Below are 11,965 nucleotides of genomic sequence, written 5' to 3'. Positions count from 1 at the left end.
GTTCGATAAAGATTCGGCGCAAACGAAAAGGCGCGAAAAAACGAATTCAGAAATGACCGGTGAAGCGGTAACGGGTGCCCGGATGCCACAGATTCGCGATCGAGGCCACCTGCCCTTGCGACCACGTGCGCCGGTGCAGCACGAGACACGGCTCGCGTTCACTCATCGTCAGCAGCTCGCGCGTGATGTCGTCGGCCCCGAGCGCCTCGATGCGGTACTCGACGCGCTGCAGCGGCGCGACGCGCACGAGGTACTGGTTCGGCGTCGTGATGGTGAAATCCTGCAACGCATATTCGGGCGCGACGGCCGGGTTGACCCAGCGTTCCTCGAGCTGCACCGGCTCCTCGTTTTCGAAATGCAGCAGGCGCGAATGAAACACGGGGCTGCCCGCGCTCACCTGCATCTCTTCGGCGAGCGCCGCATCGGCGATGCTTGCGCCGATGTCGAGCACCTGTGCCTGATAGCGATGACCGCGCGCGACGATCTCATCGGAGATGCTGCGGATCGCGACCAGCGTCGACTCGTACTTGGGACGGGCGACGAAGGTGCCCGAGCCTTGTACGCGTGTGAGCACCTGTTCCGAGGTCAGCTCGCGCAACGCCCGGTTGACCGTCATGCGCGCGACGTTGAACTCGCGCGCAAGCTCGTTTTCCGAGGGAACCTGGTCGCCCTCGCCCCACTCCCCCGCGTGAATGCGCGCGAGGATGAAGTCCTTGATGCCCTGATAAGCCGGTGCGTTCATAGGTGTGATCCGTGTTCCCGGCGACTCATTGTTCCGAGGCGAACGACAACGGGCTCAGCTTCGCGATCGAGCCGGCCTGCACGAGTTTCGTGACGGCTGCGATGTCCGGCGCGAAGTAGTGGTCGAGCTCGTAGTGCGGCACGTGCTTGCGCACGAGGTCCATCACCTTCTGCAGGCTCGGGCTGGTCTTGTGCGGCGCGCGCAGATCGACGCCCTGAGCGGCGGCGAGCAGTTCGATCGACAGGATGTTCGCGGTGTTCTCGGCGATATCGCCGAGCTTGCGCGCGGCGAAAGTCGCCATCGACACGTGGTCCTCCTGGTTCGCGGACGTGGGCAGCGAATCGACCGAGGCCGGGTGCGCGAGCGTCTTGTTCTCGGACGCGAGCGCCGCCGCCGTCACGTGCGCGATCATGAAGCCGGAGTTGACGCCGCCGTCCTTGACGAGGAACGGCGGCAGGCCCGACAGTGTCGCGTCGATCAGCAGCGCGATGCGGCGTTCCGCGAGCGCGCCGATTTCCGCAGCGGCCAGCGCGAGGTTGTCGGCCGCGAACGCGACCGGCTCGGCGTGGAAGTTGCCGCCCGAGAGCACTTCGCCGGTGTCCGGGAAAATCAGCGGATTGTCGGAGACCGCGTTCGCTTCGACCAGCAGCGTTTCGGCGGCCTGACGCATCTGGTCGAGACACGCGCCCATCACCTGCGGCTGGCAGCGCAGGCTGTACGGGTCCTGCACCTTGTCGCAGTGGGCGTGCGACACGTTGATCGCCGAGCCTTGCAGCAGCGAGCGATAAGCCGCCGCCGCGTCGATCTGACCTCGATGGCCGCGCAGTTCGTGGATGCGCGCGTCGAACGGCTTGACCGAGCCCATCGCCGCGTCGACGGACAGCGCGCCGGCGACGAGCGCCGTGCGGTACAGGTCTTCGATCGCGAACATGTTGTAGAGCGCGAGCGCGGCCGAGGCCTGCGTGCCGTTCAGCAGCGCCAGACCTTCCTTCGCCTGCAACGTGAGCGGCTTCAGGCCGACGAGTGCGAGGCCTTCGGTAGCCGGGATGCGCTCGCCTTTCGCGAACACTTCGCCGACGCCGAGCAGGATCGCCGACATATGCGCGAGCGGCGCGAGGTCGCCCGATGCGCCGACCGAGCCCTTGACCGGGATCACCGGCAGCACGTCGGCGTTGAACAGTGCGATCAGCGCTTCCATCACTTCGCGGCGGATGCCCGAGTGGCCGCGGCCGAGGCTCGACAGCTTCAGCGCCATCAGCAGACGCACGACCGGGCGCGACATCGGCTCGCCGACGCCGACCGCATGCGACAGCACCAGATTGCGCTGCAGCAGTTCGAGTTGATCGCGCGGAATGTGCGTGCTGGCGAGGCGGCCGAAGCCGGTATTGATGCCGTAGGCCGGCTCGCCCCTGGCGGTGATCTCGGCGACGGCCTGCGCGCACGCGTCGATAGCGGCATGGCTGGCGGGATCGAGTTCAAGCGTGACCGGCTCACGCGCGATCTGGCGCAGTTGCGGGAGGGTCAGGCAGCCGGGCTTCAGAATCATGGTTGTCGTCCTGTCTATACAAGTTCAAGTAAGTCTATCGGGCGAGTCTTGTATATACAACTTATTTTTTAAATATCGTGCCTCGGGATTTCCATAGTTTGCGGCTTCGTTCAGGCGGAAAATCCCCCGCTGGCGCACGGCTAGGGGGTGCCGCGGTTGGGGCGTCGAGTCGGCATGGCCGCCGCGCTCGAGTCCGAGACTTGTATATACACCTGGTGGTGGAATTAGAGCGTGACGACCGTAATCCGTGTAAGCGCAGCCGTCGAGAATTCGTAATCTCGTTTCGATAGAATCGCGCGGACGTGACGGTGCGATTCGCACCGTCACACCTGAGCCCGGATTCGAACGATGCCCCTCGCGCTGGACTTCTACTGGCTGACCAACCTGCTGGCGATTCTGTTCGTCGTCGCGTGCCTGTACGACACGCGCTACGACGAATACGGCGTATTGACGCTCTCCGCCGCGGCGATGGGCCTCGTCGTGATGGCGATCGAGGTATTTCTCAAACCCGCCTTCGATATGGCGCTGTAGCGCTGAACGCGCCTCGCCATTTCACACCGTGTACGATCCGCACGCCGGGCAAGCCGCGTGCACATGGTCGTCATAGCGGTCGTGATGCCTGACCCAGTCGGTCAGATTGCTTTTCTCGTTGCGCCCTTTCGGCGTGATATCCAGATGCGCGTACGTGTTCAGGAAGCGCTCGTCGCCGCGCCCATAGCATGAGTATGTGTGGTACACGTCGCCGTTTTCGTCCTTGTAGAACACGCTGTGACCGTGCTGCTCGTCGATGCCGACGTCCTGCTCGCTGAAGTTGTAGAACGCCTTTTTGCTCGCCAGCTCCTCGGGCGTGAACGACACGTGGTAGTCGAAATTGAACTCGCTGCCGCTCGACGACACCCACGGAAAGGTCCATCCCATGCGCCGTTTGAATGCGTCGATCTTCGCGAGCGGCGCATGCGATACCGTCACATAGCTGACGTCGTGATGGACGAGGTGCGTGAGAATGCCACTCATATGGTCCGACAGGAACGAGCAGCCGACGCACCCCTCCTGCCAGTCCGGTCCCATCATGAAGTGATAGACGATCAGTTGACTGCGGCCGTCGAACAGCTCCGCGAGCGTCCTGGGACCCTCTGGCGTATCGAACGTATAAAGCTTCTCGACCTTGACCCACGGCAATTCGCGACGCTTGCGCGCGAGTTCGTCGCCGGCGCGCATATGCGCTTTTTCCTCGGCGAGCAGCGCGCGGCTCGCGGCGAGCCATTCTTCCCGACTGCCGATGCGATGTTGCAGTTCCATCTGCGTCTCCTTTCCTGCGGATGCAGGCTTGACCATAAGCTTATGGTTTAGAAACGCCGAGGCCAAAGTCAAGGGCCCGCTACGAATTCAGATCGCCCAGCCGCCGAGATAGAACCCCGCCAGCACCGCCGCGATCGCCACGGTCCCCGCGTTGAGCTTGCGATACTCGCCGCTGACGACCCGCCCGATCACGAGCGTCGCGAAGCCGAGCATGATGCCGGTCACGATGTTCGCAGTGAGCACGATGAACACCGCGCACACGAGCCCCGCCATCGCGTCGACCATGTCGTCCATATGGAGCTTGCTCACGTTCGACAACATCAGCAGCCCCACGTACATCAGCGCGGGCGCGGTCGCATACGCAGGCACCAGCGCGGCGAGCGGCGAGAAGAACATCACGACGAGAAACAGCAGACCGACGACGGCCGCCGCCATCCCGGTCTTCGCGCCCGCCGCGACGCCGACCGTCGACTCGATATACGCGGCCGCCGGCGCGCCGCCGAGCAGCCCCGAGAAGATCGAGCTCAGCGAATCGGCGGTCAGCGCGCGGCCGCCGTTGATGATGCGGCCGTTCTCGTCGAGCTGCCCCGCCTGGCCCGCGACCGCGCGGATCGTGCCGGTCGCGTCGAATACGGCGGTCATCACGAGCGCGAGCACGCTCGGCAGCACCGCCATCGACAGCGCGCCCCGCACGTCCATCGCACCGATCAGCGACGCATGACCGGGCGCGCTCAACGACGGCACCGCGAACACCCCGTGAAACGCGACGGCCGGATCGATCGCGAGGCCGATTGCCGAGATCGCCACGATCACGATCAGGATCGAGCCCGGCACGCGCCGCCGCACGAGCCCGAAGATCACGGCCAGTCCGGCGACCGACATCAGCGCCGGCAAGGCGGTGATATTGCCGAGCGACACCGGCAAGCCGGCGCCCGGATTCTTGACGACGAGCCCGACGTCGTTCGCGGCGATCAGCAGCAGGAACAGACCGATGCCGATCCCGGTGCCGTGCGCGATGCCCGCCGGCAGGTTGCGCAAGATCCACGAGCGCACGCCGGTCACGGAGATCGCGGTAAACACGACGCCCATCAGGAACACGGCGCCGAGCGCGACGCTCGGATGGAGGCCTTTGCCGAGCACGAGCCCGAAGGCGGTGAACGCGGTCAGCGAGATCGCGCAGCCGATCGCGATCGGCAGACGCGCCCACACGCCCATCAGCAACGAACCGAACGCGGTGGTCAAACAGACCGCGACGAACACCGCGCTGGTGTCGAAGCCCGCTTTGCCGAACATGCCCGGCACGACGAACACGGAATAGACCATCGCGAGGAAAGTCGTCACGCCAGCGACGAACTCCCGACGCTGCGTGCTGCCGCGCGCGGATATGTCGAAGTAGCGGTCGAGAAAGCCCTTGCCGCGCGGTGCTCCGGTGTCGAAGGATTCGCTCGCGACGTCGGGATTCGCGAGGATCTGCGGTTCCATCATGATGAGTGCCTCCTTTATCAGCGTGCTGAAACGGCGGCTACGGCGGCCGTCATCAGGTTCGTCTCGTGGATGCGTTGGTGTGGGTAGCGCTTTGCTGAGGCGAAATGTAGGTGAAGACAACCATGAGCCCAATCGCATGAACCGCATGCCGGGCATGTCGCGCGACTTATGAGTTCTGCGCGACAGTTGGTCGCGCGAGCGCGCCGCGCGTTTACACCTACGTCATTCGGCCTGCGGCGAAAACGCGCCGAAGCCGCATCGGCGGCGAGATTCCTGGCACGGGGTGTGCAGCGCGATGCCGCCGGACTGCCGGCAAAACAGCCTGCGAAAGACGGCCCCGCGCGGCAGCGCGGGTTAAACTCTGGGCCGTACCCGATCCAACCGCGGCGGCTCATTGCGCCCGTCCGCACCAGCCCGTGGAGTTTTTCCTGATGACTGGCGGTTTTCCGCGCCCCGTCCGGCGCCTGCCGATTGTCGCGCCTGGACCGTTTGGTCCGCTCGATTCGCCTGATCTGTTCCGTCTGTTCCGCTTGCTGTGCGCCGTGGCCGCGCTGCTCGCGCTCGCCGCGCTGTCCGGTTGCAGCGCGCTGCTGTGGGGTACGCAGCAGGCGCCGATCGTCGAGGCGACCGTGATGCCGGTCGAGCCGGCGAGCGCGCCTGTCGCCGCTTCGGCGCCGGAGCCGGTCGAGACCGAGGCGAACGAGGGTCCCGAGCAGAAGAAACCGAAGAAGCCGGCCGTCAAGCCGCACAAGGTCGAACCGCCGCCGCCCGTCGTCGCGCCGGCCCCGCCGCCGCCCCCGCCCCCGCCGCCGCTGATCGTGCTGCGCACGATCGAGCGCAGCGACGCGCGCACGCTGCTCGACAGTCAGGTGCAAAAGCCCGACGGCAAGGTGGTGGGCCGCGCGATCGACATGACCGCCGACGCGGCCGGCAAGCCACGCGAGATGGTCGTCAATCTGCTGGGCTTCCTCGGCGTCGGCGACCGCAAGGTGAACTTCCCGTGGGGTACCTTCCACTTCACGCCGACGGCAAAAGGCGCGCCGATCACGCTGAACGCGACCGCCGTGCCGAGCACGACGACCAAATCGAACGTGCCTGAACTGGCGCTCCTCGATGCGACCGTCGAGCGCGCGAACGGCGCGAAGGTGGGTCGCGTGGTGGACGTGCTGATCGATGCCAACGCGCAGCCACAGGCGATCGTGCTCGACGTGAGCGGCATGGTCAGCACCGACCGGCGCACGATCGCCGCGAACTGGTCGGCGCTGCGCTTCGTCACGCGCGACAAGGAGCTGCATCCGCAGCTCGATCTGAGCGACGCGCAGATCAACGCGACGCCGCCCTACGCGACCGGCAAGCCGATCCGCGCAGTGTCGCCCGCGCCGCCTGCCGCGCCCCCCGCGGCGAGCGCCGCGACCGCGGCCTCCGCGCCGCCGACGGCGTCGACGGCCCTTCCGGTTTCCAACGCACGGGCGGTCCGATGACGGTCCGCACTCTGGTCACGGCGCGAAGCCTGCGCGCGCTCGATTGGCTCAACTTCTTCGTCGCCAACGTGCAGACGGGCTTCGGACCGTTCATCGCGTCGTACCTCGCGTCGCACAAATGGACCCAGGGCGAGATCGGCATGGTGCTGTCGGTCGGCACGATCAGCGCGATGGTGAGCCAGGTGCCGGGCGGCGCCGCGGTCGACGCGCTGCGCAACAAGAAGGCAGCGGCCGCGTGGGCGATCGGCGCGATCATCCTGAGCGCGATGCTGCTCGCGATGAGCCCGACCGTGCTGCCGGTGATCGCCGCCGAGGTGTTCCACGGTTTCGCGAGCTGCATGCTGACGCCGGCGCTCGCCGCGATTTCGTTCGCGCTGGTGGGGCGCGCGAATCTCGGCGACCGGCTCGGGCGCAATGCGCGCTGGGCGTCGATCGGCAGCGCGGTCGCGGCCGGACTGATGGGCCTGTTCGGCGAGTACTACACGCCGCGCGCGGTGTTCTTTCTGACCGCGGGCCTCGCGGTTCCCGCGCTGATCGCGCTCGCGATGATCCAGCGCACCGACACGATCGAGCTGCCAAAGGCGGCGCCCACTCCGGAGCAACTCGAACGGCGCGAAAGCCTGCGCGAGCTGCTGCGCGACCGGCGCATGCTGCTGTTCGCGGCGTGCATCGTGCTATTCCACTTGTCGAACGCGGCCATGCTGAACCTGGCCGCCGGCGAAGTAACGGCCGGCATGGGTGACAACGTGCAGCTCGTGATCGCGGCGTGCATCATCGTGCCGCAGGCGATCGTGGCGATCATGTCGCCGTGGGTGGGGCGCTCGGCCGAACGCTGGGGCCGCCGACCGATCCTGCTGCTCGGCTTCTCCGCGCTGCCGATCCGCGCGCTGCTGTTCGCGGGCATCAGCAGTCCCTATCTGCTCGTGCCGGTGCAGATGCTCGACGGTTTGAGCGCCGCGGTGTTCGGTGTGATGCTGCCGCTGATCGCCGCCGACGTGGCCGGCGACAAGGGCCGCTACAACCTGTGCATCGGCCTGTTCGGGCTCGCGGCCGGCATCGGCGCGACGCTGAGCACGACGGCGGCGGGCTTCGTCGCCGATCGTTTCGGCAATGCGGTGAGCTTCTTCTGCCTCGCGGCGGCGGGCGCGCTCGCGGTGCTGCTGGTGTGGGCGGCGATGCCCGAGACGCGCGACGCCCCGGCGGCCAGCAACGGCAATGGGGACGGCGCGGCCGTGACCGATCGCGGAAAGTCGGCGGCGAGGTGAGATCGCGCAAGGCAATCTGGACCTGTCGGAACGCACGGAGGAAGGGGCCGCCTCGCTACAGGAGACGGCCGCCAGCATGGAGCAGATCACCGCGACGGCAAAACAGAACGCCGGGAATGCACGTCAGGCCAATAGCCTTGTGACCACCGCAAAGGCGGCGACCGAGCTCGGCGGTTCAGCCGTGCAGGAAGTCGTCGAGACGATGGGGCAGATTTCAGATCAGTCTGTTCGGATCGCTGACATCACCGCCGTGATCGAAAGCATGGCGACTCGCTCGAGGTCGGCGGTATCGGTGTTCCGGCTTGCCACTTGACCCGCCAATTCAATCAGAAAGTCAATCCAGAAACTCGCTCGCGCGCTTTCTCAGCATCGCGCTGAAATCGTCGAGCCAGCCGATCGACAGGCGCCAGCTCTGCCAGTAAAGATCGACGTCGATATGCCTGCCCGGCGCGATCTCGACCAGTTCGCCGCGCGCCAGATGCCCCGCGATCATCCGCTCGGGGCACATGCCCCAGCCAAGGCTCATCACGCACGCGCGCAGAAAACCAGCGACGTGCGGAATCCAGTGCAACGGCGGATCGAGCTCCGCGCGCGTGATGCGTCGCATGAAACGTTTTTGCAGTTGATCCTTCGGATTGAAGTCGACGCACGGCGTGCGCCGCAGGCTCTCGCGCGTGACGCCATTAGCGAAGTAGCGCGCGCGAAACGCGGGCGAGCAGACCGCGAGGTAACGCATGCGGCCGAGGCGCGTCGAGCGGCAGCCCTGTACCGGTTCGGCCTGCGTCGTGATCGCGCCCTGCACGCTGCCGTCGCGAATACGCTGCGCGGTGTAGTCCTGATCGTCGATCACGAGGTCGAGCAGCATCTCGCGTTCGACACAGAACGGCGCGACCGCATCGATGAACCAGGTGCCGACGCTGTCGTCGTTGACGGCGACGCGCAATGCCGGCCACGGCCCCACGAGCGCGCCGGGCAATGCCGGCAAGCGGCCGTTCAGTTCCGCTTCGAGCAGTTGGACGCGCTCGGTATGGCGGCACAGCAGCGCGCCGGAAGCGGTCGCCACGCAGGGCTGGCCGCGCTTCACGAGCACGCTGCCGACGCGCTCCTCGAGCAGCTTGACCCGCTGCGATACGGCAGACGGCGTGATATTGAGCTCGCTCGCAGCACGATCGAACGAGCCGTGGCGCACCACGGCGGCCAGCGCGCCGAGCAAGGCATAGTCGAGCATTAGCGTTCCTTAATCTGCATTAAGTAAATTAGCTTCTCTTACGAGACGCGAACCCGCAGACTAGCGCTGTCGCTTTTCCCCGTCCATCCCCACTGCTCCCGTCTTCCGGACCGCTTATGAACTGGTCGTCTTTTTCTCATGGCGCGGCGCTGTGCGCGTCGCTGATCGTAACGATCGGCGCGCAGAACGCATTCGTGCTGCGGCAGGGCATCATGCGCTCGCACGTCGGCAAGATCGTGCTGTTGTGCACACTGTCGGACTTCGTCCTGATCGGCGCGGGCGTCGGCGGCGCCGCGGTACTGATGGAGCGCTACCCGAACTTCGTGCACGCGATGCTCTACGTCGGGCTCGGGTATCTCGCCTGGTTCGGCGTCAGCGCGCTCTCGCGCGCGCTGCGGCCGGGACACGCGGTGCTCGACGCTTCGAGCGGCGCCGCCGCCGATCAGGCGCCGCCCGCGCAACGTGCGCTGCCGATCGTGCTGATGACGCTCGCGTTCACATGGCTCAATCCGCACGTCTATCTGGACACGTTCCTGCTGATCGGCACGGCCGGTGCGCGCGAGCCGGAAGGCGCACGGATCGCCTTCGCGATTGGAGCGATGATGGTCAGCGCTGTGTGGTTCGTCGCGCTCGGCTACGGCGCGCGCATGCTTGCGCCGCTGTTTCGCCGCGCGAGCGCGTGGCGTGTACTCGATGGCGCCATCGGCAGCATGGTGTTGCTGCTCGCGGTGACCCAGTTGCGTTGAAATTTCGACGCGAGCCCACGCCGTCCGGCGTCTTGTGCATTGTTCCTGCCATTGCCGACTCGTTGCCCCCGCGCCCGTGCGAACGTGAAGGTCGGGGCAAATGAAGCGGTGGCACATCTATTGCTGAATCCCGCTCGCCGGCATCTCGCACGCGAAGCCGCGTGACGTACGCAACGGATCGCCGGTCCGACGTCGGTTCAACAATCCACCGGTGGAGGCACCATGCTTCGATACGCTGTGATTTTCTTCATCATCGCCATCATCGCCGCCGTGTTCGGCTTTGGGGGCATTGCGGCGGGCGCAACCGAAATCGCCAAGGTGTTGTTCTTCATCTTCGTCGTCATCTTCCTCGTCACCCTGTTGATGGGCTTGATCCGACGGTGACGCCGCAGCGGTTGCAATACTTGCCGCAGGGTATTGCAATCGCTGCCGACGGCGCGAACAAATATCGCAAGACTCACATGCCAATCACTCGATGTTTTCGGCTTCGTAGAGACGGCGGCCGGCCGCATCCTTGCTGCCGAGGATCGGCTCAAAGTCGATCGGCCACTCGATGCCGATGTCGGGATCGGACCACAGCAGGCAGCGTTCGAGCTCGGGAAACCAGTACTCGGTGGTTTTCCACACGCACTCGGCGACGTCGGAAAGCACAACGAAACCGTGCGCGAAACCGGGCGGCACCCAGATCTGCCGGTGGTTGGCCGCGCTCAGATACTCGCCGCTCCACTTGCCGAAGTTCGGCGAGTTGAGGCGCACGTCAACCGCGACGTCGAAGATCTCGCCGCGCACGACGCGCAACAGCCGTCCCTGGGGGCGCTGCACCTGGTAGTGCAAGCCGCGCAGCACGCGATGCACCGCGCGCAAATGACGGTCCTGCACGAAGTTGAAACCCTGCGCGACGTCGTCCGAAAACTCGTCCGCGCTGAAACTCTCGAAGCAGAAGCCGAACTCGTCGACGAACACTTCCGGCTCGATCAGTTTCACTTCCGGCAATGCCGTCGCCATGACCGTGTTGCCCATCGCCAATGTGCTCGTAAAAAGGCAGGCCAGCGAAGATACGACCGCTAACGCGGCCGCGTCCGACCGACGAGGCGCACTGGCGGCGCGCTCGCCCAATCGCATGCTAAAGATACATGCTACGCCTCAGTGGCCGCCCGGCTGCGGGCGCGGTACTCGGTTGGCGACAATGCCATGCGCTTGCGGAAAATTTTGGCGAGACGATCGCCGTTACCGGTGCCGCTGCGACGCGCGATCTTGTCGACCGGCAACTCGGTCTCGGTCAGGAAGTTGCACGCGATGCGCAGCCGCACCTGCAGCAGGTAGTCCGATGGCGTGACCTGCATCTCGTGCTTGAAGCGGCGCAGAAAATTACGCTCGCTCATTGCGGCGACCTGCGCGGCATCGGCGACCGATACCGGACGGTCGCAGTTCGCCTCCATCCAACGCGCGGCCGCGCGAATCTTTTCGGCGACGCTCAGCGTGCCGCCCTCGGCCGGCAGCGGCACCCACGTCGCGGCCATGCCGGGCATCACGCGATCGGCGACGCTGCGCGCGATCTCGGCGCCCAGGTCGCGCTTGATGAACATCAACGCGCTGCGCGCGCAGTCGTGACGGTCGTTGGCCGCGCTGAACGCGCCTTCGCTTGCGTTCGCGCCGGGATAGCGGCTCATCAGGCCATCATGCTCGGTCGGGCCGGCCGCTTCGAGCACGAGGCGTCCCTCGCCGATGGTTTCGATCGCGCGCGTGCGCGATTGCACCGCGCGCAGCCAGTTCAGCAGGCGTTCGTCGCGGGCGGCCACGTGGGCGCCGTAGCCGCCCGCGATGAACAGCGCGTCGAAGCCGCCGCCAAAGCGTGTGTCGATGCGGTCGGTCCAGATGCGCGCCGACGATGAACTGGCGACATTGCCGCCCTCCATCGACAGGAATTGGACTTCGTAAGGCGGATCTTCGCCGGCTCGCGTGCCCGCGAACTCATTGGCGGTCTGAAACATTTCAACGACGGTGCCCGGGCCGAGCAGCCAGAAGCCATCGAACAGTAGGATGCCGATTCGCCGCACTGCAGTACGGACGTTCACGGCGGGCGTGTGTGGCCACGTAATTCTGGTTGGATCAAGGTGCATGTGCGGCATGATCTTTCCCCAAGCGGTCATACATTGTGGACCCTAATGCCCCG

Annotated in this window: 12 protein-coding genes and 1 pseudogene; 6 read left to right on the top strand and 7 right to left on the bottom strand. The window is 65.9% G+C overall.

What is annotated here, in order from left to right; translation table 11 throughout:
• Window positions 1-46 precede the first annotated feature (46 nt).
• Both hutC and hutH read right to left on the bottom strand, forming a co-directional pair.
• Window positions 47-742 (bottom strand): histidine utilization transcriptional repressor HutC, encoded by a 696-nt coding sequence (gene hutC, locus LJ655_RS06085; protein WP_230560364.1) that lies wholly within the window; start codon window positions 740-742, stop codon window positions 47-49.
• A gap of 25 nt (window positions 743-767) precedes the next feature.
• Window positions 768-2,288, bottom strand: a complete 1,521-nt coding sequence (gene hutH / locus LJ655_RS06080; protein ID WP_230560363.1) for a histidine ammonia-lyase — start codon at window positions 2,286-2,288, stop codon at window positions 768-770.
• A gap of 348 nt (window positions 2,289-2,636) precedes the next feature.
• Here hutH and LJ655_RS06075 point away from each other — a divergent pair, with 348 nt between their 5' ends.
• The gene (locus LJ655_RS06075; protein ID WP_230560362.1) at window positions 2,637-2,819 is read left to right on the top strand and encodes a hypothetical protein; all 183 of its coding nucleotides are present in this window, start codon (window positions 2,637-2,639) and stop codon (window positions 2,817-2,819) included.
• 21 nt (window positions 2,820-2,840) lie between these two features.
• Here the strand turns inward: LJ655_RS06075 and LJ655_RS06070 are convergent, their stop codons facing one another.
• Together LJ655_RS06070 and LJ655_RS06065 are read right to left on the bottom strand one after the other, a co-directional pair.
• Window positions 2,841-3,587 carry a DUF899 domain-containing protein gene (locus LJ655_RS06070; RefSeq protein ID WP_230560361.1) on the bottom strand — a complete coding sequence of 249 codons (747 nt, stop codon included), beginning with the start codon at window positions 3,585-3,587 and terminating at the stop codon, window positions 2,841-2,843.
• Between the two features lie 87 nt (window positions 3,588-3,674).
• Window positions 3,675-5,072, bottom strand: a complete 1,398-nt coding sequence (locus LJ655_RS06065) for an NCS2 family permease (protein WP_230560360.1) — start codon at window positions 5,070-5,072, stop codon at window positions 3,675-3,677.
• A 431-nt stretch (window positions 5,073-5,503) separates the two neighbouring features.
• Here LJ655_RS06065 and LJ655_RS06060 point away from each other — a divergent pair, with 431 nt between their 5' ends.
• From LJ655_RS06060 to LJ655_RS06050, 3 genes and pseudogenes are all read left to right on the top strand, one after another.
• Window positions 5,504-6,553 carry a PRC-barrel domain-containing protein gene (locus LJ655_RS06060; RefSeq protein ID WP_230560359.1) on the top strand — a complete coding sequence of 350 codons (1,050 nt, stop codon included), beginning with the start codon at window positions 5,504-5,506 and terminating at the stop codon, window positions 6,551-6,553.
• Window positions 6,550-7,818, top strand: a complete 1,269-nt coding sequence (locus tag LJ655_RS06055; protein WP_230560358.1) for an MFS transporter — start codon at window positions 6,550-6,552, stop codon at window positions 7,816-7,818. Before LJ655_RS06060 ends, LJ655_RS06055 begins: the two co-directional genes overlap by 4 nt.
• Window positions 7,814-8,086: pseudogene (locus LJ655_RS06050) on the top strand (methyl-accepting chemotaxis protein); the annotation flags it as partial. The gene LJ655_RS06055 and the pseudogene LJ655_RS06050, both read left to right, overlap by 5 nt.
• A gap of 66 nt (window positions 8,087-8,152) precedes the next feature.
• On the opposite strand, the gene LJ655_RS06045 reads toward LJ655_RS06050, so the two are convergent.
• On the bottom strand, window positions 8,153-9,046 hold the full coding sequence (locus LJ655_RS06045) for a LysR family transcriptional regulator ArgP (RefSeq protein ID WP_230560357.1): 894 nt from the start codon (window positions 9,044-9,046) through the stop codon (window positions 8,153-8,155).
• Between the two features lie 116 nt (window positions 9,047-9,162).
• Between LJ655_RS06045 and LJ655_RS06040 the strand changes: the two genes are divergently transcribed.
• Complete coding sequence (locus LJ655_RS06040; RefSeq protein WP_230560356.1) at window positions 9,163-9,792, top strand: LysE/ArgO family amino acid transporter; 630 nt, start codon at window positions 9,163-9,165, stop codon at window positions 9,790-9,792.
• Between the two features lie 222 nt (window positions 9,793-10,014).
• Window positions 10,015-10,176, top strand: a complete 162-nt coding sequence (locus LJ655_RS06035; protein WP_230560355.1) for a DUF1328 domain-containing protein — start codon at window positions 10,015-10,017, stop codon at window positions 10,174-10,176.
• 84 nt (window positions 10,177-10,260) lie between these two features.
• Here LJ655_RS06035 and rfbC read toward each other — a convergent pair whose 3' ends face one another.
• Both rfbC and LJ655_RS06025 read right to left on the bottom strand, forming a co-directional pair.
• A complete protein-coding gene (gene rfbC, locus LJ655_RS06030; RefSeq protein ID WP_230560354.1) occupies window positions 10,261-10,812 on the bottom strand; it encodes a dTDP-4-dehydrorhamnose 3,5-epimerase in 552 nt (183 codons plus the stop codon).
• 116 nt (window positions 10,813-10,928) lie between these two features.
• Window positions 10,929-11,921 carry a GlxA family transcriptional regulator gene (locus LJ655_RS06025; RefSeq protein ID WP_230560353.1) on the bottom strand — a complete coding sequence of 331 codons (993 nt, stop codon included), beginning with the start codon at window positions 11,919-11,921 and terminating at the stop codon, window positions 10,929-10,931.
• Window positions 11,922-11,965: the final 44 nt, after the last annotated feature.

Source organism: Paraburkholderia translucens, from assembly GCF_020881035.1.
In the GTDB taxonomy this organism is placed as follows: Bacteria; Pseudomonadota; Gammaproteobacteria; order Burkholderiales; family Burkholderiaceae; genus Paraburkholderia; species Paraburkholderia translucens.
Note: the sequence above shows the minus strand (reverse complement) of the source record. Positions and strands in the feature narration are given on the sequence as shown.